The sequence below is a fragment of the Tunicatimonas pelagia genome, from assembly GCF_030506325.1.
Classification (GTDB): domain Bacteria; phylum Bacteroidota; class Bacteroidia; order Cytophagales; family Cyclobacteriaceae; genus Tunicatimonas; species Tunicatimonas pelagia.
The window spans coordinates 4,695,021-4,717,888 of sequence record NZ_CP120683.1 but is presented as its reverse complement, the minus strand read 5'-3'; the positions used below and the strand labels follow the sequence as shown (position 1 = coordinate 4,717,888).

Genomic DNA, 22,868 nt, shown 5'->3' with positions numbered 1-22,868 from the left:
AAAACTACATTAATATTCTTTCTCATTAAAGTCATCAATCAATATTTTCTTGGTCTTTTCCAATATACCTCTGAAAGAAAAACCAGTTTGTCGTTCTTTTCGCACAACTTGGTTGGTTTGCCTGCTTTTGTGACGAAGGTATTCAGAGTTGCGTTCGTCAATCGCTTTAAAGCCCGCTAGCACCAAGCCAACCCCAGTTGCGTACATGGGCGATTTAATTATTTCTGGCTTACCTTTACCTAGATATTCGTTGGGATGACCAATTCGGCCATCAGTGGCGCACATAAGCTCGCAAAGCTGCTTGATGTGGCGCAGTTGCGAACCTCCGCCGGTAACAACAATGCCTCCTGCCAGGCGATCTTCGTAACCCGACGAAATAATCTCAGCATGAACTAACTCAAAGACTTCCTGCACTCGAGCCTCAATAATGTAAGCCAGGTTCTTCACCGAGATTTCTCGAGGTGGACGGTCGCGCAATCCGCGAATAGAAACAATTTCGTTAATGTTAGCTTCCTCGGCAATGGCCCGGCCAAACTTCACTTTAAGTAGTTCGGCTTGCTCGTGCAGCACGGAGCAGCCTTGCTTAATATCAGACGTAATAATATTCCCACCAAATGGAATAACGGCTGTGTGGCGAATAATACCATCGTGGAAAATAGCAATATCAGTGGTGCCGCCCCCAATATCTACCAAGCAAACTCCGGCTTTCTTTTCCTCCTCACTAAGCACCGCCAAGCTAGAAGCCAAAGGCTCGAGGATGAGATTATCTATTTCCAATCCCGCTTTACGAACGCACTTATTGACATTGTTAATCGCGTTGGTCTGAGCGGTGATAATATGGAAATCAGCTTCCAGCTTCACGCCCGACATGCCTACTGGATCCATAATCCCCTCCTCATAATCGACGATGTAGTGCTGGGGCATTACATGAATAATTTCGCAACCGGGCGGGGTTACAATGCGGTACATATCCTGGGTTAGCCGCTCTACATCACCTACCGTAATCTCCTCTTCGGAAGAGTTACGGGTAATGCTACCGTGGTGCACCGAGCTACGGATATGCTGCCCGGCAATGCCTACGTTCACCACATTAATTTCTACTCCTGACTGCTCTTCAGCTTGCTGAACCGCCTTTTGGATTGCCTGTACAGTTTTATCAATATTACTGACAATGCCTCGGATAACACCGTCGGAGACGGCTTTACCCATGCCCATCACTTCTAGTTTTCCGTATTCATTCTTTCGGCCTACAATAACGCAGATTTTAGTAGTACCGATATCTAGTCCAACTACGGGTTGATCGTTGTCCATGGTTTTACTGGTTAGTCACACACAATTTGATTTTCATAGGTCAGGTTGACCCCATTATAATAATTCCATCCTTTTCGGGGCAGAATCTGCTGGTAAAATAATTCTAACTTATCGAACTTTTCAGCAATCTGATCGGGCTTTCCGAATTTAATTGTTTGCTTACCCACCTGAGGATGAAGCGTTACTTCCCCCTGTTGATTCACATCCATTTGAGCAATTTGCGCCCGCCAGAAATCGTCTTGTTCAATATACTTTGCTAAGGAAAGAAGCTGGTTTCCGGTGCTATCCTGGTTCCAGTCTCCTTTAATTAATTTTGGAATAAACGTACCTCCTACCAGCATTACCCGCGCCGTATGTCGCCCCGAAAGTGGTAATAGCTTTCCAGTAGTGCTAACGTAAGCATCGGGCAATTTGGGGTGTATGATGCGGGCAATAGGTCGGCTCTGCTGTACGGCAACATGTACCTTTCCTTCCAAATCGTAATGCACATTTGCCCACTCTACGTAAGGATTTCCCAGTACTCGATGCTCCAGTTGCTTTAACTCTAACCCATTTAGGGGCAGCCCGATAATCGATTTTTCGCCTTGCTGCAACAGACCACGTATTTCTCTCTCGCTCACAAAAGACTCAATACCATCGTGCTCAATAGCTACACTAATTTGTGTACACACCCGCTGCTGACGACGATACTCCGTGGCTCCTATTGCAGTCACCAATATGATAAGCATCGTGACCAGATGTACCGATTTCTTTATCCGCTTCATGGCTTCTCCTCAATTAGTTTAACTACTTCCTGAGCAATGTGCTCTGCCGCCTCGGGGCGGGCCCATTGCTGAATATTTTGCTGTAGCTGTTGCTGCTGACTTTCGTCGGCCAGCAGAGCTAACGTTTGCTCTACAAGTGAACCAGGTGCCTCGGCATCCGTAATCATCAGAGCGGCTTTAGCTCGTACCAATGCTTCGGCGTTTTTCCGCTGATGGTCTTCCGCCACATTTGGGGAGGGCACGAAGATAACGGGTTTTTGTACTAACGCCAATTCAGAAATTGACAACGCGCCCGCTCGAGAAATTACTACATCAGCCACCGAATACGCTAGATCCATCCGGTTCAGAAACTCCCGTAACTGAATACTATCGTGATCGGGAATCGCCGATAGTTGTTCCTTCATTTTTTGGTAGTAGTACTTACCACTTTGCCAGATTACCTGCACATTGGCATCTACCAATGCTTGAATATTATTGATAACACTCTCGTTCAGCGTTCTTGCTCCCAAGCTTCCACCAATAACCAACAAGGTCTTTTTTTGCGGATTCAGCCCAAAATACTCGATAGCTTCCGCCTTTCTCTCGTCCAATTTTTGCTGAGCCAGTTCTACAATTTCCTTTCGGATAGGATTTCCGGTAAAGACCAATTTTTCGGCTGGAAAGAATTTTTCCATACCCGGATGCGCCACACAGATTTTACTCACCTGACTGGCTAGCATTTTATTGGTTAGCCCCGCGTAAGAGTTTTGCTCCTGAAGCAACGACGGCACCCGGCGCAGACTGGCTACGTATACCAATGGCCCACTGGCAAATCCTCCTACCCCAACCGCCGCCTGCGGCTTAAACGCATTGATTATCTGGTTCGCTTTGAATGAACTGGAAATTACTTTAGCGGGAAATAACAAGTTATCAGCAGTCAGTTTTCGCTGTAGTCCGCTAATCCACAATCCTTCAATTGCATAACCTGCTTCGGGCACTTTTTGCATCTCCATGCGCCCGTCGGCTCCTACAAATAAAATTTCAGTTTTAGAATGCATAGACCGCAACGCATTGGCAATAGCAATGGCCGGATAGATATGTCCGCCAGTGCCGCCTCCGCTAATAATTACTCGATATGGTTTTCGTTCAGCCAATATTCTTTTGTTAGGCAGTCGCCTTCTGATATTCAAATTCTTTAGTTGTACTTAAAATAATGCCGATAGCAATGCTGGTAAATAAGAGAGAGGTTCCTCCCATACTCACCAAGGGCAACGGTAGCCCGGTAACCGGAACCAGTCCTACTGCTACCGCCATGTTAATCATAGCCTGAATAGCGATAGCAAAACTCAGTCCAGCCGAAAGTAATCCACCAAACGCCCGTTCGCTGCGGGAGACCGCCCGCATTCCCCGGAACAGTAAAACCAGAAACAACAGTATAACTCCTATTCCTCCAATTACTCCGTATTCTTCAATAATGATAGCGTAGATAAAGTCGGCATAAGACAGCGGTAAAATATTGCGCTGCTCGCTTTTCCCCATGCCTTTACCCGATACTCCACCGGTAGCAATAGCGATGTAAGCTTGCTGATTCTGAAAGGTTACCTGCTCTTCGCTCATGAAAGATTCAACTCGGCTCAGAGCGGTTTCACCTCGTTGCCCCAGGCTTAGGGCTGCGTAGCCCAGCAATCCGCCCACTACTACCAGCATCGCTAAGTGTTTCACCGGAACTCGCCCAATGTACATTAGTAGCAAACAGGTAAAGAATAGCATGGCTGCGGAGGAAATATCAGTCATGGCGATGATTCCGCAAATGGTACCGCACCAGAGCATTACCGGAAGTACGGTGCGCGTGAAATTACTGACAATCTGCTGGCGACGAGACAGCATTCCGGCCAAATGAGTAATGAGGGCTAGCTTGGCTAAGTCAGAGGGCTGGAACGTTTGGTTGATAACCGGCAACGTAATCCAGCGAGAAGCTTCATTGATGGTCGCCCCAAATTTCCAGGTGTAGAGCAGCAGCGGAATAGACAATAGCAGTAAAAATGTGGATAGCCGAGCGAAGTATTGATAATTAATTTTATGGACAAACCACATCGCCCCCAGACTCAAGACTAGCAAAATAATATGTTTGAAGAGGTAGTACTCCGTATCACCACCGCGCTCCCGATACGCCAGTGAACTAGACGTACTGTACACCACCAACACTCCAATAGCTGACAGGGAGAGCACGACCAGCCAAATAATGGAATCGCCTTCTAAATATCGTTTAGCCCAACTGCGTACCATCATTAACGAATTTTAAGGGTTACCAATGAGAAAATAGCCAGCATAATGCCAATCAGCCAGAAGCGACTCACAATTTTGGCTTCGTGCAGATTTTTCTTCTGAAAATGGTGGTGCAGGGGCGCCATCGCGAAGATGCGCCGACCCGTTCCGTATTTATTCTTCGTGTACTTGAAGTAGCCGATCTGGAGCATCACCGATAAATTTTCTATGAGAAACACTCCGCAAATAATAGGCAGTAAAATCTCCTTCCGCACGGCGAAGGCCATAACGGCGATAATTCCCCCGATGGACAAACTACCAGTGTCGCCCATAAATACTTGCGCCGGAAACGCATTGTACCACAAAAAGCCCATGCAAGCTCCAACAAAGGCCGTGGCAAAGACCACTAATTCTCCTAAATCGGGGATGTACATTACATTGAGGTACTGCGAGAAAAGCAGGTTACCCGACACGTAGGCAAAAATAGCCAAGGTAATTCCGATGGTGGCGGAGGTGCCAGCCGCTAATCCATCCAGCCCGTCGGTGATATTAGCTCCGTTGGAAACGGCAGTAACAATGAAAATAACGATAGCTACGTAGATCACCCACGTCCAGGCATCGGGTAGTTCTACTAAACCGAAAGTGATAAACGATAAAAAGTTTTTGTAATCGGCCTCATTATCCTTTATAAAAGGAATAGTGGTCTGGGTAGTCTTAATATCTTCGTAGGCTCCTTTAGGCATCTCCTGAATTTCTTCTCCCACATTGGTGATGCTGCCCATCATTTCTTCGTCAAACTGCCGGACTCGTACATCTTCGTGAAAATAGAGCGTCAGCCCTACAATCAATCCTAGCCCAACCTGCCCCACAATTTTGAATCGCCCGGCTAGTCCTTCTTTATTCTTTTTGAACGTTTTGATGTAGTCATCAATAAAGCCGACGGTTCCCATCCATACGGTAGCAACGAGTACTAAGATTACGTAGATATTGTCGAGCTTCGCAAATAGCAAAGTAGGAATAATAATGGCACTTAGTATAATAAGACCGCCCATGGTGGGGGTGCCTTTCTTCTGTAACTGGCCTTCTAGCCCCAAGTCGCGCACTACTTCCCCAATCTGTTTCTTTTGTAAGTACTGAATCAAGCGCTTCCCGAAGGTGATGGTAATGAGTAGCGAAAGCAGCGTAGCCATGCCTGCCCGGAACGAGATGAACTGGAACAGTCCCGCCCCCGGCACATCAAATTCTCGTTCTAGATAATCAAACAGATAATACAGCATAGTTATCGCTTGGTGCTAACGCTGGCGTAGCTGGTGAAAAATTTCGTTTAATACTTGCTTATCGTCAAAATCGTGTTTTACTCCTTTTATCTCCTGGTAGGTTTCGTGCCCTTTACCCGCTACCAAAATAATATCACCTTCTTCGGCCATCATAATAGCCGCTTTGATCGCTTCTCTTCGGTTAGTAATAGCAATTACTTTTTTGTAATGCGACGCGGACACTCCCGCCTGCATATCTTTAATAATCTCTTCGGGGTCTTCACTACGCGGATTGTCGGAGGTGAGAATTGCTTTATCGCTCAACTCCGCGGCGATTGCGGCCATCTTCGGTCGCTTACCTTTATCTCGGTCGCCCCCACAGCCCACTACGCAAATCACTGTTTCATTTTTGGTGCGAACGTTTTGAATAGTCTTTAGCACATTCTTCAAAGCATCGGGAGTGTGAGAATAATCCACGATAGCAGTCACCCCATTACCCGAGTGAACTTGCTCAAACCGACCCCGCGCGGGCTGTACTCCCGAAAGCTGGGTTAGCACTTCTTCCGGTTCTTCGTTCAGCAGCACCGCCGCTCCGAAGGTTGCCAGCAGATTGTAAGCGTTAAAATCACCGATCAACGGAAACCACACCGACTGAGAGGTAATGGTGTCACCACTAATCTCTAGCTCTAACCCCTGCAAGGAGTTGGTGAGCACCTTTGCTTTGAAGTCGCTGACACCTTTCAGCGAGAATGTTTTTACTTGAGCCGCTGTATTTTGCACCATAATCTTACCTCGCTTGTCGTCGGTATTCACTAAGGCAAAACTGTTTTTGGGCAGATCGTCGAATAATTTCTTCTTGGCTTTGATGTATTCTTCAAAGGTTTTGTGGTAGTCCAGATGATCGTGGGAAATATTGGTGAAGATGGCTCCGGCTACCTTAAGTCCGGCCATGCGGTGCTGCACAATAGCGTGGGAGCTAGCTTCCATAAACGCGTGAGTGCAACCCTGCTTCACCATTTCGGCTAGTAAAGCATTAAGCTGTACCGCATCGGGCGTAGTGTGGGTGGAAGGAATTACTTCCTCGTTAATTTTATTGTTCACCGTGGAGAGCAATCCGGTAAGATAACCCAGCCGCATAAAGAGCTGATGAAGCAACGTGACCACCGTGGTTTTTCCGTTGGTGCCCGTCACCGCTACTAGTTTTAGTTTGGCCGAAGGATTATCATAAAAGTTAGCCGCTATCTGCCCCAGAGCCTGAGCACTATTGGCTACTTCTACGTAGGTTACTCCGGTTTGCTTTTCATCAGGCGTTTGCTCGCATACTACCGAAGTAGCTCCTTTTTCTGTTGCTGTCTGAATATACTGATGCCCATCTACCTGCGTACCGGATACCGCCACAAACACACTGCCTTCTTCCACCCGTCGGGAGTCGAAGTGAACGGCACTCACTGGCAGGTCAGTAGATCCTTCTACCGCTTTCAGCGAAACTCCGTACAGTATGTCTTTAAGTGTTTTCATTAGTCCACAGTCAATGATCGATAGTCCACTGGGATTTAGTTTAATTTTTTGCGGAGAGCCTGTAGCATCTTTACGATTTCTTCTGTTTGATTGTAAATATCATTGAAGCTATCTTGGTTAATAACATTTCTGCTCAATCCGATATGTAGGCAGGCGACTACCTCTATGGCTGAGCGAATGGCGTACCCTACGAAACGACTAAACTCAGCGTTGCTTTGTCCGGTTGATCCCTCGGCAATATTAAGTGCAACCGAGTCCGCCGCTCGTCGCACCTGGTCGGTTAGTACATATCTTTCGTCCACAGGAAACTCTTTTGTCATATCATGTATACCTTTCGTTGATTCTAATGCTTTTTGCCAGACTACTAATTTTTCAAACTTAAACGCCACTTTCTATTTAATTTACTATGGACTGTGGACTATCGTCCGTCGACTATTTACCATTATCCCAGTTCTAACCATACCGTATTTCCTCGCTTTAGTGAAGCTTTAGGCTCGAGCGACTGCTTAGTAACTCGCCCGCTTCCCTGATATTCAACATTTATTCCTTGCTGTTCTAGTAAGTACAGAGCATCTCGCAACGTCATTCCCTGTACATCGGGCATCTGATTTTCTTTTATTGGCTGTTCTTTCCAATGAATTTGCTGACTAATGGGCTTGGCTTGAACCCATTCCGCCATGCTACCGTCATTATCGGTAAGCTGATTAATATGTAGTGCCGAGCAAATTTGTTGCAAATCGTCGCTGTAGCCCGCCTGAATTACCGGAAATACTCCCGCCTGCCGGGCGTACTGAGTAGGCAGCGGTTCATGCAGTGATAAATCAGTAGCATAAATCTTATCGGCAATATCTTTGAAAACTGGCGCAGCCACATCGCTGCCGTACTGCTGGTAGCCCTTCGGATGGTTAATCACGATGATGCAGCTGTACTTGGGACGATCCGCTGGAAAATAACCTGCGAAGGAAGTGTAGTAGTTGCTGGTGTACTCTCCATTCACCAAAATCTTAGCGGTTCCGGTTTTCCCAGCCACGCGGTAGTATTCGTTACGGATATTGTTGGCGGTTCCTTCTTGCACTACACTTTCCAGCAAGGCCTGTACTTTACTCAACGTAGCCGGAGAACAGATTTGCTCCCGCAGCACCGCTGACTCAAACGACTGCTCGGCTTCCCCCACTTGGGTTACTTTCCTTACCAAAATCGGTTGAATCAACTTTCCATCGTTAGCAATCGCATTGTAAACCGATAGCGTCTGTAGCGGGGTCAATTTCAATCCGTAGCCAATCGACATCCAGGGTAGGGTTACTCCGCTCCAGTTTTTATCTTCCCGAGTAGGAATGTACGGATGACCTTCTCCCGCCAGTTGAAATCCCAGTGGTTCGGTCAACCCCATTCCCTGAAGATAGTCTAGGTAGCGGTCGGGCTTCATGCTAAAGTAGCGGTCTACCCAACGAGAGATGGCAATGTTAGACGACTTGGCAAACGCCTCCCGCAGCGTTATGGTGCCGAAGCCACCCCACTTATAATCCCGCATAGTACGATCGTAAAAGCGGTACAAACCGTCACCCGTAGCAATAGTGTCTTCCAGTTGCAGATTGGCTTCCTCCAGTAAGGCAATAACGGAAGGCAGCTTGAAGGTAGAACCGGGTTCAGTGAGTCCACCTACCGCATAATTATAAATCTCGGCGTACTTGCCGTCCTTACGTTTGGTCAAGTTAGAGATTGCTTTAATCTCTCCGGTCTGCACTTCCATTACTACCGCACAACCGTACTCAGCATCGTGCTGGTACAACGCATTCAGCAGCGAAGCCTGGGTAACATCTTGGAGATTTACATCGATTGTGGTTTCAATACTTAACCCGTTTACTGGTTTGATCTCCGAACCATCGTAGACCGGCTTCCAGTGATTACCCTGCATCTTTTGGAACAGCCCTTGTCCATCTTGACCACTTAAGTACTTGTTGAAACTGTATTCTAAACCAGCCCCCTCACCTTGCCCGTTGATGAAACCGACAGTTCTAGCTCCCAGGAACCCAAAAGGCTTGTACCGTTGCTGCACCGGCTCAAAAATAACTCCACCTCGGTAGCGCCCCTCCCGAAAGATGGGCCACTGAGCTAATTTTTCTTTCTCCAGATGATCGATCTTTTTCTGGCTTAACCGCATGTACCGCCGACCACTTTCCCGGGCTCGAGCTATCTTTCGTTCGTATTCAGCTGCGCTGGAACCAAAGTACGCTGCCAGCTTTTTACTCAACGGCCCAACATTCTTTCGGAACAGCGTATCATGCGCTACCTTCGGGTCGAACGCCACTCGATAATAAGGCAGTGATGTAGCCAGCAGGCTGCCGTCGTGGGCGTAGATATTGCCCCGAGTAGCCGGTACCGATCGGTACTGTACCGTCACTTTCTTCGCCAGTTCCCGCCACTGATCACCCTGCTCCGATTGCAGGTTTACAATCCGATAGACCAGTGCCCCGCCCACTACCAAGATGGCTAAGAAGGCAATGCGAACTCGCAGCACTATGGAGTTTTTGATATTCACGGCTCGGTAATAATGATTTTATGAGGTGGCGTATCGCTTTCTACCAGCCCCAAATGTTTTACTCGCTTAGCTACCTCTGACTGCTTACTGTCCAGCATATATCCCGCCTTCAGGGTGGTGTAATTGGCCCGCAAATCTTCTACCTCCCGCTCCAGTTGGTTTCGCTTACGAATCATCCGTTCCGCGTAGTGACTGTTTCCGATGTAAAACAAGCCAACAATGGTGAAATATAAGATGTAGGGAACGAAGCGCACGGGCAACCCGCGCTCAAATGAGGTATCGAACCGAACTGCATCTTCTACCCGGGTGAACAAGCTTCGGCTGGATGAAGTAGCTTGCGTTCGGCGCAGCGTATTTCTCGGAGCTTTCGCCTTTCTATTTTTGGTTCGATATTTATTCTTTACGGCAGTTTTCATAATACCTGTTTTAGCTTTCTATTCGTTCGGCAATCCGTAGCTTCGCACTGCGCGCCCGATTGTTATCCGCAATTTCTTCCGGCGAAGGAACAATCGGCTTTCGGGTAATCGGGCGAAAGAGCCGCTGGATATTTCCGAAAAAATCTTGTTGCACCTCCCCGTGTAAATTCCCTTTCGTTATTAGGTTTTTAACGAGCCTATCTTCCAGCGAATGGTAGGAGATCATTACCAACCTTCCCTGGGGTAGTAACACCTCCGCACATTGCGCGAGTAGCTCTTTTAACACATCGAGTTCTTCATTCACCTGTATACGTAACGCTTGAAACACCTGGGCGTAGTATTTAAACTCTCGACCTTTTGGCGCAAAGCGACTTAAAATCTGCTTTAAATCACCCACCGTTTGCAATGAATTCTGCACCCGCTCGGCCACAATAGCTTGCGCTAGCGACTTGGCATTTTTCACTTCGCCGTACATACCAAATAGTTGGTGGAGCTGAACCTCGCTGTAGTTGTTGAGAATGCTAGCGGCGGTGGTTGTTTTTGTGGTATCCATCCGCATATCGAGCGGCCCCTCAAAGCGAGTTGAAAACCCCCGATCGGGAATGTCAAACTGATGAGAAGAGACTCCCAGGTCACCCAAAATTCCGTGTACTTTCGCCACTCCGTGTAGCTTCAAATACCGCTTCAAAAAACGAAAGTTGGCGGCAATAAATGTTAGATTTAAGCCCTCAGAATTCACCGCCGATTCAGGGTCTTGATCGAAGGAAAACAGCCGACCTTCGGGAGAAAGTTTTTCGAGAATAGCTCGGCTATGCCCTCCCCCTCCGAAGGTGAGATCCACGTAGGTACCGGCGGGGTTCCAGACCAACCCTTCTACGCTTTCTTTAAGCAGTACCGGCTGGTGATACATAACCATCTCCGTTAAATTCATCATGCTTTACATCCAAGTATTTTTGAGCTAATTCTGAGTATTCTTCCGGCGTGTCAATAATGTAATTATCGTATACTTCCGGGCTCCAAATTTCCAGTACATCTCCCGCCCCTACAATCAATATTTCCCGTTCTAATTTGGCGTACAGCGATAGGCGCTTAGGAATTAAAAATCGTCCCAGGTTATCCATCTCCACTTCCGAACTCACCCTAAAAAATGTGCGTAGTAGTCGACGTTGCTCCGGATTGTAGGTGCTTAGTGTTGCGAACTTATCGTGTACCTTCGTGTACTCCTCTTTGGTGTAGATCGTTAGGCAAGGCTCAAACCCTCGGGAGAGGATGAATTCGTGCTTAGAACATTCGGGCAACCGGCTCTTAATTTTAGCCGGCATAAGTATACGCCCCTTAGCGTCCATTTTGCACTCATATTCCCCAGTGAAGATTGCCATGTTAGCATAATCCGAAACAACATAGTAGAACAAAGCTACGAATTGTTTACGTAATTTCCTCCACTTCCTCCCACTTTTTACCACCAATTTATCCCTTTTTCTTACAACCTAACCCGCGTTTTTGAGCATTTTTTAGAGCTATACTTATTAAAAGTACAATTTGACACTTTAACCACTCTAACTTTTACTAGTGAAATGGTAGCAAATATTACCGTTTCGCTAATTCTTTAATTTCAGCCAGCAGCAGAATACTAACAGCATAAATAACATCATATTATTTAAATAATAAATTAGGTTGAGGCGATGATGAACTGGAGTTTCATTTATTGACCCCCGAAGCTTATCTTCGCGTTTTCATTGAATCTCTCAACCCATGATCCTACGTACCAATTCTCTTATTTTTGCTCTTGCAATTGCGCTGGCAGCGTGCACATCATCTGGTCAACAGCCTTCTTCTCCCTCCACACTCACCGTTGGAAAATGGCGGGCTACTCTAGAGCTACCGGGTCAGGTTTTACCGTTTACGTTCGACCTAAGGGAAGTAGGTAATTCTTCCTCAGATACCTCTCGAATATACGAACTTTATTTAGAAAATGCTGAGGAAAAACTACGGGTAGATGAGGTCTATCTGGAGGGTGATTCGGTGCGAATTCCGATGCATATTTTTGATACTGAAATTGTAGCTAAAAACGAAGGTGACCGATGGACAGGATACTGGAGAAAGAACTACGAAGAAGACTACCAACTTCCCTTTGAAGCTCGGCTGGGAGACGACTACCGTTTTGCCCTGACTACTGCCGAAACGCCCGCTGAAGTTAGCGGAAAATGGGCGGTACAATTTGCCGACGACAGCCTTGCTTCGGTCGGGATTTTTGAGCAGCAGGGGAACCGAGTTACTGGGTCATTTCTGACTGCCACGGGCGACTACCGATTCCTCGAAGGCAACGTGGTAAATGATGAATTACTGCTCAGTACTTTCGATGGTGAACACGCCTTTTTATTCCGGGCAAAAATACAGGAAGATGGGTCGCTACAAGGTGACTTCTGGTCGGGCTCTCATTACCACACTAACTGGACTGCCGAGCGGGATGAAAATGCCGCATTAGCCGATGCCAATTCGCTCATTTATTTGAAAGAAGGTTACGACCGTTTGGCCTTCACTTTTCCTGATTTGCAAGGGGATAGTGTCTCGCTCAGTAACCCTAAGTACAACGGTAAAGTAGTGCTCGTACAAATCTTCGGGACTTGGTGCCCCAACTGCATGGACGAAACTAAATTTCTGGCAGACTGGTACCGCAAAAACCGAGACCGTGGAGTGGAAATTATTGGGCTAGCTTACGAACAAAAAGACGATTTTAGCTACGCCCAAAAAAGAGTACAGAAGATGGTAGACAAGCTAGGCGTAGAATACGATTTTCTGATTGCCGGAACATCTGACAAAGAACAAGCCGCCGAAACCCTGCCCATGCTCAACCGAATAATGTCATTCCCAACGCTGATTTATATTGACCAAAACGGCGAAGTAGCCAACATCCATACCGGCTTTAGTGGGCCGGGCACCGGGGAATACTACGAAGCGTTTGTGCAGGAATTTAATGAGCGAATGGATGCATTGCTAGAACAACCTAGCTAGAATTTCAGCAGAGCGAAACCATTTTGCTGGTACTCAGTCAGAATGGTGAGTGCAGAAATAGAAACCATAATATCGGGATGCAACGGCTGAGGGTAAAAATCTCGAGCCAGCAACGACTGCCCACAGACGAATAGCTGCACTCCAGCATCAGTCAGTGCCTCAATCAGCTCACCGTTCGGGTTATCGCAGCCAAATTTTTCCTGGTAGGCTTCATCGGTTAATACTGTAGGCGTAGCCAGGGAATGGATTACGGCCACTACTTCCATTTGCCCCTTCGGCACTCCCCCTAGCCCGTGCAGGTTTAGCATACGAGCGATATTATTCAGCGCAGGATTAAGTTCGTCTGACTTTTCGGCACCTTGGGTTACGTCAATCACCACACGATAGGTCAGGGTGGTATCCGGGCCCTTCTCCACTTCGGGGATAGCGTAGATTCCGCCAAACTTCGGCACAATTGGATGTTGAGGAGAGAAATCTTGAGAAAGCGAAGTATACGATATGCTAATAAACAGCAAGATAAATGTAAAATGAGCCATAGCTTGGTGAAAGTTAATTCGCAAAATGCGAACATACCAAATAATGGCTTTAACCTTTGCTTCTGCCTATCTAAGAAAGCAGCATAAAAAAAGCCTTCCTAAAAATACATTTTGAAGGAAGGCCTTTTCACTCGTTTATTTGTTACTAACCTATTTGTCGAACTAAGGCTAAAATTTTGTCTTGGGTTTCAGCATCCATATACGACGGATCCTCTAGCTTACCTACCCGAATACTTTTGCTGTAATACTCCAGCGCTTTTTCGGGAAGTTGGTTGTGTACGTAGTAATCCCCCTTTACTTTTAGGTTGAAGGCCGATTCGTGAATAGCTAATGATTTGTTTAGCCACTCGGCAGCTTCCTTCAGGTTTACTTTTTTGGCGATACACTTCTCAGCTGCTTTGGCCAGAGTGTACCAATCATCGGGTGCAGCATTTTCTACGGCTTCACGAGCCCGCTGGGTCGTTTTGTCAGTATTGTTGTTGGCAAAAGCACCAAACGATACGGTTAGTAAGAAAGTAGCAGCAACTAGTGTTCGAAGGAGGGTGTTGATGGTGTTTTTCATAATTTTTTGCTTTTTGGATATTAAGTAATGTTGTTTGGTACTGGTATTCCCAAACCTATGCCTAAAACATAAAGCACTGATTATCAAATTTTTGTATCATTTCTAATGAACTATGACTGTCCGCAAACGAAACATTAGTGTTCTTTAATGAACACCTTTAGCTCTCTGACCTCTTTACCCGACCCAATTTTGCTAAAAAACGTTGCAATAGCAATTCGATTTCTAACCGTATTTTAATTGCTTTTACGCAAAACACTGCATTGGCTAGACATATCCACTGAAAATGCTAATTTTGTTTTGATCTATATTCCTTAATTTAGGAAAAATATTTGGTCAACGCCATTTTTTTATCTACAGCGGGAGTTACTATGAAGATCACTGATGCATTACAAAATCAATTTGGGCTCAAAGAGCTGGAATTGAATTCACTGTTAGAAGTCACCCAGGCTATTAATAATAATCTGCCCGAGGCTTCACTGTATAAAATTTATAATTTTACCCTTCGGGCGAATCTGAGCATTAAGAAGCTGGCGCTTTATGTTTTGCAGGAACAGGAAGGGCAGCCCGACCGCTGGGAGTGTAAAACCAACTTCGGCACCAACACTGATTTTAACAAAGTGCTACTTCCCGAGCATTTTCTACCGATTCAGGAAATCAGTTACGTACATGATCTAAACGAACCCAGCTCTTTCGATGAGTTCGACATACTTATCCCCGTATTGCACAAAGAACGAGTGTTGGCTCTGGTTTTTGTAAGCGGACTTAAAAAAGACATTGATGCTTCTTCCACTCAAACCGGCACTACGTTTATTCAAGCCCTGAGCAACATTATTATCGTTGCTATTGAGAATAAAAAGCTTGCTCGACGGCAGTTGGCTCAAGAAGCTATCCGTAAGGAAATGGAAATTGCTCAGCAGGTGCAGCAATTCTTGTTCCCTAAGAACTTACCTCAACAGCCGGGGCTTTCGGTAGAAGCCAGTTACGTTCCTCATTACTCGGTAGGTGGCGACTACTACGATTTCATTCAGCTAACGGCTAACTATTTTCTAGTGTGTATTGCTGATGTTTCGGGCAAAGGCATTCCGGCAGCCCTGCTTATGTCTAACTTCCAGGCAGCCCTCCGAACCATTGCCCGACAGACCATGAATCTCAAAGAGATTGTGAATGAGTTGAACTACCAAGTAATGCAAAGTGCCAATGGTGAAAATTTTATCACCTTCTTTGCCGCCATCTTCGATAAAGAGTCGCGCAAGCTACTGTACATCAACGCCGGACATATTCCGCCGCTGCTCGTTTATCAGAACCAAGTCTCTCAGCTTGACCAAGGTACCGTAATGCTCGGCAGCTTTCAGCCACTGCCCTTCCTGAACCAAGGGGTGGTCTACGACCTAGACGACTTCTTACTGTTTGCCTACACCGACGGACTAACTGAAACCTTCAATTCAGATGGCGAAGAGTTCGGGATTGAACGCTTGGAAGAACTACTTACCCAGCAAGATTCTACCAACTTACCATCAATGCACCAGCAAATATTTAACAGCCTTACTGAATTTAATGGTGGTAAGGAGTACGATGATGATATTACGTTTCTTTCGGTTCGGGTAAACACTTCCCGGTTAATGAACGGCTAACCAACTGGGTTATGAATTTTTTCAAGACCCCATCAATGCTCAAACGTATTTATCCGAGCCTCGTCTGGGATAAATTTCAGGATGCTGACTGCCCTGAGTACAAAAAGATTTATCTGACATTTGATGATGGTCCCATTCCTGAACTCACCCCCTGGGTGCTTCAAGTACTCAAAAGTTGGCAGGTCTATGGCACCTTTTTCTGCGTGGGCAACAACATACACCAACACCCCGAATTATATCAAGCATTAAAAGATGGCGGCCACCGAGTAGGCAACCATACGTATAACCATATTAATGGCTGGAATACCGAAAATTTTTCTTACCTAAGAAATATTCTTCAATGCGAGGAGTTACTTTCGCCTTCGGATATGTCTCAAAAGAAATTGTTTCGCCCTCCTTACGGAAAAATCAAGCTTAAGCAGATACAGCAACTGCTACCTCGCTATCAGATTATTATGTGGGATATTTTGTCGGGTGATTTCGACGCTGATTTCAATCATGACGCCTGTTTGGAACGCTGCATTCAGCATACCCGCCCCGGAACAATCATTATTTTTCACGATAACTACAAAGCCCAAAAGAACCTCACCTACGTGCTACCTCGCTATATTGAGCATTTCACCGAACAGGGGTATACTTTTGGGGTGTTATAGTGTCCAATTGGTTCTGAAGCCAGAGTTTTGAGTTCTGAGTTCAGTAATTTTAAACCCAGAACTGTGAACTCAGAACTCCGTAACTTTAACACTCAGAAACGATAACACTACCCCTATGGAATGGATTGATACGCACGCGCATATTTACGACGAGCAGTTTACAGAAGATATTGCTGATGTGCTGAACCGCTGCCAGGAAGCTAGTGTGAACCGTATTTACATGCCCAATATTGACCATACTACGGTTGATGCCATGCTGGAGCTGGAACACCGTTATCCTGAGCAATGCATTCCGATGATGGGCTTGCATCCGTGTAGTGTAAAAAAAGATTTTGAACGCGAGCTTTATTTGGTAGAAGAGTGGCTCGGCAAACGATCGTTTGTAGCCGTAGGCGAAATTGGGCTGGATTACTACTGGGACACTACCTTTAAAGAACAACAACAGGAAGCATTTCGTATTCAGATAGACTTGGCAAAGAAGCACCAATTGCCCATTGTGATCCATACCCGCGACTCATTTGAGAATGCTATCCAAATTGTAGAAGAGCTTAACAGCGATGATCTCACCGGAATATTTCACTGCTTCACTGGTAGCGTGGAAGAAGGTGAGCGGATTACTGACGCTGGTTTCTATCTCGGATTAGGCGGTGTAAGCACCTTTAAAAACTCCGGCATGAACGATGTGATTCCGCACCTCAATGTAGATAAAATAGTATTAGAAACCGACAGCCCTTACCTGGCTCCTACTCCGCACCGGGGCAAACGGAACGAACCTAGCTACATTCCCTTGATTGGCGAAAAGGTAGCTGAATTTACCAAAACCACTCCAGAGACTATCGCGGAGAAGACTAACCAAAATGCCTACCGTTTATTCAGCAAAGCCGAAAGCTAACTAATCGTTACTCTTTCAGGATTTTGAAAGACTGAGTTTTACCACGATGAATGATCTTCACCTGATAATAACCACTACTAAGATGCGAAAGAGAAATGCCTACTGACTTCCGGTTTAACGGTTCGGAAAGGATTATCTGTCCGTTGGCATTCATAATAGTTAGTTGGCTCCCTACCTTATCCGATGGAACCCTTAACTGAAGCATATCTTTCACTGGATTAGGGTAATGCTCAACCTTAGATGATACCGCATCCTCTACCCCCGTTATCGTATTGTCGTCCTCCTTCACCTCAGCAGTTGAGATTAAGCTGATTTGTTCGCCAGCTATTAGGGTGAGTTCTAATGGTTGGTTAGCTACGGTAAATATGTTCTCATCTGCTGGTAATCCCTGATAGTCGGCAACAATGCGATAGGTTCCGGCGGGTATGTTGGGGAATGAAAATTCACCTTTGCCATCAGTTGTGGCTACTGCCACCAAATTCCCATCTAATTCACTAACTAAATATACCGCCAGATTAGTAATTGGGGTACCTTCTGCCAAAATACCCTGTGTCAGTTCAATTCGACCACCGTTGACTGAAGCTACTTCTACAAAACTTCCTTGTAGGGTAATTCCTGCTTCGGATTCATTTGGGGTACGAATAAGTTGACCCAAGACCAGCGTATCCTGAGTAAGCATTATCCAATCAGCTTCACTAAGTAGTAGCTGTTGCTGGGTGTAAGTCGTTACCCAATCAGTGAGCTGAGTGCTCATTTTCAGCGTGTACTCACCTGCTTCCAAGTCACTAAAAACTACGGCGGGCGAAGTAGCACTTTTTTCCTCTACCATCTGAACTTCCTGGCTATGCTTTCGGTACAGCACCACTTCAACTGATGAATCGTCAGCTTCGATACTTAGTTGCAGCCTAATTCGATACAGTGTATCACGGGGCAACTTTTCCGCCTTCTGAATGGTAAATGCGCGCGAAACGGGATCAGCCGACTTGTATCGTTCATCACCGGCTTGCTCGGCTTGAATAGCTACCTGACCTGCACTAAGCAAACTCACTGTATCGCCGTTCAAGCTAATGTGTTCTGTGCCTTGAATGATTGTAAACTGCGTAGGCAATCCTGATGAAGCTATAGCTGATAACTGGAACGGAGGATCATCAACCCGCTTATCCGGAATGCTATCAAAAGTGATTGTCTGTATTTCGGGACGAACATCCACAACAAAAACTTCACTAGTGGCCAAGCACCCTTGATCGTTCTTAACTTTCACTTCATAGAGGCTCGGTTCGTACACCCAAAGGGTATTTTCCGAAGCCAATATTACCGTATCTTGATTCGTTATTTGAACCCACTCAAAAGTCAGCGAAGTAGTATCGCTTCGCTCGGCATCAACTGCGGTCAGAGATAATGAATCAGCTACGAGGTTGATAGATTCCGATAAATTAATCTCCGGAATCGCCTTAACACTAAAACTAGTAGCTAGCACCGTATCAGTTGCGTATTCATTACTAAGTACCACCCACGCTTCGTAAGCTCCTGGCTCGTCTATATTATAAATGAATGATGGGCGAGATCGTACTGAAGCAGGCAAACCAAACTGCATATTATCGGAGCGGATAATCTGCCACTCATAAGTCTCAGTGGGATGTCGTCCGGTGGCGGAGAGAGAAATTGCCTCATTAGCACACACGTTCGCTTGGGCTATCGAAATTGAAGGGAACTCAAGAATCGTTATTTCCTGCGATGCACTTTCTGAGCAGTCTTCTACGGTATAGGTAACGGTATAAACTCCTGGTTCGCTAGTCGCCAAATCAATTTCACCCGAAGTGCTATTTACTAATAGACTAGTAGGGTTGCTCGAGGTAAATGTACCTCCAGTTGTTCCTTCTATTGTTGGGATAGGATTCCCCTCATCCAGATAGTAGTAAGGTTTAGCATAACTGAGTGCTACCGACGTGTTTTCTGGCAACCGAAATTGATGGCTTGATGAGCAGGCGGTAATTGTATTGGTAGTAATTAACGTATACACATCGGTTATATGTGTGCTTAGCGTATCGGGAGTTATAGCTCCGGTTGCTACTATTTCACTAGAGCTACCACTGCCCCGGTACCACACAAATTCCATATTTTGTGGGTTTGGAGTAGTAACACTGAGCTGACCATTATAAGGAAATTGACAAGCAGTCTGCTCCTTCACCGAGTCCAGAGTAACTAATGGCCTAGTAGTTACATCGTTTATTTGAATACTAGTACCACCCGTATATCTTCCGCACTCGGTAGCTGGATCGTACGCCCGCACCATATAATTACCTACACCCAGATTGTCAATTGTAGACGTAGTACTTAAGAGCGTATCTACCAACGGACTCGTTTGGATAAGTATATAGTGATAACTGCTTTCATTGCCACCCAGCATCGTCACGGTGATACTTCCGTACGGAATATCACAATTAGTTACGTTTTGTACCGTCACATCATCAATCCGCGGAGCAGATAGGCTCATATCAATCACCCGAGATTCTGAGCAGCCAGTTAGTAAATTTGTAACGATTACCTTGTAAAGAATAGGAGTTAGATTGTTGGCGGTATGCCCCACAGCCATTGTATCACCGCCTTGCACATCTTCCCATCTAACTTGGTATACTGCTTCATCAGGCGAAATGCCATCAATTAACACTCGAGCCTGACCATCGGCAGTACCCGGCGTACAATTGGATACTGATTGTATGATTTCTACAGTAACTATTTCTTCATCCGGCCAATCTTCTAGTCGTTCCACTCGCACTGTGTCGGCAGTACCTAAACAAGTTGATCCCCCATTGTTGTAGGTAGCCTCAATTCGGTAATTTCCCGAATCCAGTTGCGTTGCGATAGCCGACTTACTAACGATCGCTCCACTCGCTATATCTGTCCAAACAAAGTCATATTCTGATGCGGGTAGCGGATTTCCACTTTGGTCTAGCACCTGCACCTCACCATTGTTATCAACGCCTATTTCGCCCGGGCATTTTCGATTATCTCGGATCTTTTGGGCTTGCACCTGAAAAGGCAAAGGGTCAATATTGTTAGAAATGATTGTAGGAGTTTGATCGCATTCGCGGATAGGACCGTTAAGTTCTGTAAGCGGGTAAAACACAGTATTACTTATCTCAGCACCGGATTCATTGTAGGGCCCACGATCATTGAGAGAAATGAAAAGTGGGTAACTACCCGATGTACCTGTGATCTGAAGAACGGTATCAAGTTGCTCACCTGGCATCAAACTACTCGGCGGCAATACGTCTACTTTGGCAAAGTGAGGATTGCTGTCGGTATCGGGGTAAGCTTGCTGAGGGTTCTGGTTATAAAACGAAACCGGAATGGCTTCAGTCACAGGCTGGTCGCCATTGTTCACCACAATCAACCGAATGCCAAATTCCCGATCGGGGCAAGTAGGTGAAGTAATTTCAATACTATCCGCCACAAAATCTAGTCTAGGGGCGGGAAATACTGGATTACCGCAGGAGCTTATGTACGCCGACTGACTAAGGAACTTATTTAGCGGAAACTTATTTTCGGCACCCGGATCAGCGCAAGATTGGGCAAAGTTCAGGTGGTGAGGCTGAACCACTGGAGGAATACTCAAATCATCGTTGATATTGGTGTTAAAATAAGAAAACTGATTCCAGACCTTACGTGCCGATGGCCACTGCCCCTCTGCTTTGTATACCGCAATATGACCGTTGACTCGAGTAGATGAAGTAGCCGGAGGCTGACCATAAGTGTTTCTATCACGACCGCAAGAAACCACGATTTCAGCCTCCCCGTCTCCGTTTACATCGGCTATAATAGGGTATTCAATCATGGTTTGAGAACTACAGAATGAGCCATCCAGCAGATTGCTTACAATTGTCCCGTTCGCCCCATCCACAATGTGAAGATTAATTTCGTCACGATAAATAATCTCTGAGGCTCCATCGCTATCAAAATCAAAGGTAGAGACCCCAGTGCCCCCGGAAGAAGACTCCCAGAAGCTACTATGATTCTCCCACTCTAGATCAAGGTTTTCGTCTAATGCGTATAAGCTGGAGCCTGACATAAAAACTACCTCTAAGCCAGAGTCGGTATCAATGTTTGCTACGCTTAAGGCTCCTAATCCTCGTCGCCAAGTACATAGTTCACCATTATTATTACAACTTCCACCATTAAGATCCCGAAAGTTTCCTCGGTTGGTTGCGATGGTATTGCCTGGGCGAGCCACAATAAACATTTTGACTTCGCTATTCTGCAAATCCCAGAAAAAAACCGAAGTGGCACCATCTTTATTACCGGTAGTTCCACCCATCAGTACATCCAAATGACCATCTGAGTTGAAGTCTAGCACAGCCGTGGTACTCCAGTTTTGATTCACAAAATTAGCGTCTTTAGGATGATAGCCCCCTATTTTGTAATCAGCTGGTTTGGTAGTAGCATCATCCATATTCAACACTTCGGTCAAGTGCTTATTATCTAAATCTACTGAGTAAACAATATGACCAAGAACCAGCTCCAGCCCGGAGCAGTCAGCACAAGCATTATCATCTAACAAATCGATGGCAACCGGAGCCGAGTTCAGATCCCTTTGCCAGTTGTTGGCCGACGGATAAGTAGGTGTACCGTGGCTTCCGGGGATGAGCACGTTTCCGGTGGTAGCATCCCGGATTTCGTTCATTTGGTACATCTCGGGGGTTCCATCCAGATTAAAGTCAGCGATGCCAGCAACTCTTCCACTGGAAAATGTAGGCAGACTATCTTCCCAGTACGAAGTTAAGTCATTTTGATACGCTTTGATGGTGCCATCATTACCTACGATAAATATTTCGCCTAATCCGTCATCATCGACGTCAGCTACTACCGGATACGCCCAAATCCCTTGACCAAACCCAACCTGACGCTCAATTTCGGATAAATCAGCACCGTTTAGTACGTATATATCCCCAGTCTGATTGTTCGTCGTAATTGCTTCTGGGGTACCGTCTCCGTCAGTGTCAGCTACCATTGGCATACCCATTGCCGCACTGGTTTGATTCGCAGAGGCATCGACCTGTCTGATACTAAATACGTTCCCCGTCGGTTGTACTTCGCAATCAGTAGTGGCTACAATGTAGGTATTTGTATTGCCAGAATCTGCAGTGCAATCGCCGTCGTAGTAATCGTAGAAACCATCGCCATCATCGTCTATTCCATTACTACAATCCGTTTCACACGCTACAGAAGCTCCACAATCACCTCGATCTTGACAGTCAATCAGTCCATCCCCATCGTTATCAATTCCATCGTTGCAGATTTCCACGTTATTGGTAGTGCAATTGCACGAAGGGTCTTCACAATCAGTTAAGCCATCGCCATCATTATCAATACCGTCGTTGCAGTTAATAGGTATTCCATTAAGGTCACCCTCCATACGCTGAAGTACGCAGGCTGGAGTATTGTAGCAACTTAGTACTGGGTTATAACAATCAGGACATTGAGCTGATACTGAGAAGGGTACACTCAGCAGTGCGGATAGTACTAAATACTTCATG

Annotated in this window: 18 protein-coding genes; 4 read left to right on the top strand and 14 right to left on the bottom strand. The window is 45.9% G+C overall.

Annotation, left to right across the window (positions count from 1 at the left end; genetic code table 11):
- Window positions 1–9: 9 nt before the first annotated feature.
- From ftsA to mraZ, 11 genes are read right to left on the bottom strand one after another with little or no spacing between them, the layout of a single operon-like run.
- The gene (gene ftsA, locus P0M28_RS20240; protein WP_302204625.1) at window positions 10–1,311 is read right to left on the bottom strand and encodes a cell division protein FtsA; all 1,302 of its coding nucleotides are present in this window, start codon (window positions 1,309–1,311) and stop codon (window positions 10–12) included.
- A gap of 11 nt (window positions 1,312–1,322) precedes the next feature.
- The gene (locus P0M28_RS20235) at window positions 1,323–2,075 is read right to left on the bottom strand and encodes a cell division protein FtsQ/DivIB (RefSeq protein WP_302204623.1); all 753 of its coding nucleotides are present in this window, start codon (window positions 2,073–2,075) and stop codon (window positions 1,323–1,325) included.
- Entirely contained in the window at window positions 2,072–3,208 is a 1,137-nt protein-coding gene (murG, locus tag P0M28_RS20230; RefSeq protein WP_302204622.1) for an undecaprenyldiphospho-muramoylpentapeptide beta-N-acetylglucosaminyltransferase, read from the bottom strand. Before murG ends, P0M28_RS20235 begins: the two co-directional genes overlap by 4 nt.
- 10 nt (window positions 3,209–3,218) lie before the next feature.
- The gene (locus P0M28_RS20225) at window positions 3,219–4,343 is read right to left on the bottom strand and encodes an FtsW/RodA/SpoVE family cell cycle protein (protein ID WP_302204621.1); all 1,125 of its coding nucleotides are present in this window, start codon (window positions 4,341–4,343) and stop codon (window positions 3,219–3,221) included.
- The gene (mraY, locus tag P0M28_RS20220; RefSeq protein ID WP_302204620.1) at window positions 4,343–5,596 is read right to left on the bottom strand and encodes a phospho-N-acetylmuramoyl-pentapeptide-transferase; all 1,254 of its coding nucleotides are present in this window, start codon (window positions 5,594–5,596) and stop codon (window positions 4,343–4,345) included. The genes P0M28_RS20225 and mraY overlap by 1 nt, the downstream gene beginning before the upstream one ends.
- Before the next feature lie 15 nt (window positions 5,597–5,611).
- Window positions 5,612–7,093 (bottom strand): UDP-N-acetylmuramoyl-L-alanyl-D-glutamate--2,6-diaminopimelate ligase, encoded by a 1,482-nt coding sequence (locus tag P0M28_RS20215; protein ID WP_302204618.1) that lies wholly within the window; start codon window positions 7,091–7,093, stop codon window positions 5,612–5,614.
- 35 nt (window positions 7,094–7,128) lie between these two features.
- Window positions 7,129–7,482 carry a four helix bundle protein gene (locus tag P0M28_RS20210; RefSeq protein ID WP_302204616.1) on the bottom strand — a complete coding sequence of 118 codons (354 nt, stop codon included), beginning with the start codon at window positions 7,480–7,482 and terminating at the stop codon, window positions 7,129–7,131.
- A gap of 53 nt (window positions 7,483–7,535) precedes the next feature.
- Window positions 7,536–9,632, bottom strand: a complete 2,097-nt coding sequence (locus P0M28_RS20205) for a penicillin-binding protein (RefSeq protein WP_302204614.1) — start codon at window positions 9,630–9,632, stop codon at window positions 7,536–7,538.
- Window positions 9,629–10,048 carry an FtsL-like putative cell division protein gene (locus tag P0M28_RS20200; RefSeq protein ID WP_302204612.1) on the bottom strand — a complete coding sequence of 140 codons (420 nt, stop codon included), beginning with the start codon at window positions 10,046–10,048 and terminating at the stop codon, window positions 9,629–9,631. Before P0M28_RS20200 ends, P0M28_RS20205 begins: the two co-directional genes overlap by 4 nt.
- A 10-nt stretch (window positions 10,049–10,058) precedes the next feature.
- Complete coding sequence (gene rsmH / locus P0M28_RS20195; protein ID WP_302204610.1) at window positions 10,059–10,982, bottom strand: 16S rRNA (cytosine(1402)-N(4))-methyltransferase RsmH; 924 nt, start codon at window positions 10,980–10,982, stop codon at window positions 10,059–10,061.
- On the bottom strand, window positions 10,933–11,427 hold the full coding sequence (mraZ, locus tag P0M28_RS20190) for a division/cell wall cluster transcriptional repressor MraZ (protein ID WP_302204609.1): 495 nt from the start codon (window positions 11,425–11,427) through the stop codon (window positions 10,933–10,935). Before mraZ ends, rsmH begins: the two co-directional genes overlap by 50 nt.
- 373 nt (window positions 11,428–11,800) lie before the next feature.
- Between mraZ and P0M28_RS20185 the strand changes: the two genes are divergently transcribed.
- Window positions 11,801–13,060 carry a TlpA disulfide reductase family protein gene (locus tag P0M28_RS20185; protein ID WP_302204608.1) on the top strand — a complete coding sequence of 420 codons (1,260 nt, stop codon included), beginning with the start codon at window positions 11,801–11,803 and terminating at the stop codon, window positions 13,058–13,060.
- On the opposite strand, the gene P0M28_RS20180 is transcribed toward P0M28_RS20185, so the two are convergent.
- Window positions 13,057–13,596, bottom strand: a complete 540-nt coding sequence (locus tag P0M28_RS20180; RefSeq protein WP_302204606.1) for a DsrE family protein — start codon at window positions 13,594–13,596, stop codon at window positions 13,057–13,059. The genes P0M28_RS20185 and P0M28_RS20180 overlap by 4 nt on opposite strands.
- A 145-nt stretch (window positions 13,597–13,741) precedes the next feature.
- On the bottom strand, window positions 13,742–14,158 hold the full coding sequence (locus tag P0M28_RS20175; protein WP_302204605.1) for a hypothetical protein: 417 nt from the start codon (window positions 14,156–14,158) through the stop codon (window positions 13,742–13,744).
- A 368-nt stretch (window positions 14,159–14,526) separates the two neighbouring features.
- Here P0M28_RS20175 and P0M28_RS20170 point away from each other — a divergent pair, with 368 nt between their 5' ends.
- The 3 genes from P0M28_RS20170 to P0M28_RS20160 all read left to right on the top strand — a co-directional run bounded on the left by P0M28_RS20170 (window position 14,527) and on the right by P0M28_RS20160 (window position 17,334).
- Entirely contained in the window at window positions 14,527–15,789 is a 1,263-nt protein-coding gene (locus P0M28_RS20170) for a PP2C family protein-serine/threonine phosphatase (RefSeq protein WP_302204603.1), read from the top strand.
- An 11-nt stretch (window positions 15,790–15,800) separates the two neighbouring features.
- Window positions 15,801–16,442 (top strand): polysaccharide deacetylase family protein, encoded by a 642-nt coding sequence (locus P0M28_RS20165; RefSeq protein ID WP_302204602.1) that lies wholly within the window; start codon window positions 15,801–15,803, stop codon window positions 16,440–16,442.
- Between the two features lie 115 nt (window positions 16,443–16,557).
- Window positions 16,558–17,334: a TatD family hydrolase gene (locus P0M28_RS20160; protein ID WP_302204601.1), complete on the top strand. Its 777-nt coding sequence runs from the start codon at window positions 16,558–16,560 to the stop codon at window positions 17,332–17,334.
- A gap of 7 nt (window positions 17,335–17,341) precedes the next feature.
- Here the strand turns inward: P0M28_RS20160 and P0M28_RS20155 are convergent, their stop codons facing one another.
- Window positions 17,342–22,867 carry a T9SS type A sorting domain-containing protein gene (locus tag P0M28_RS20155; protein ID WP_302204600.1) on the bottom strand — a complete coding sequence of 1,842 codons (5,526 nt, stop codon included), beginning with the start codon at window positions 22,865–22,867 and terminating at the stop codon, window positions 17,342–17,344.
- Between the last annotated feature and the right edge of the window lies 1 nt (window position 22,868).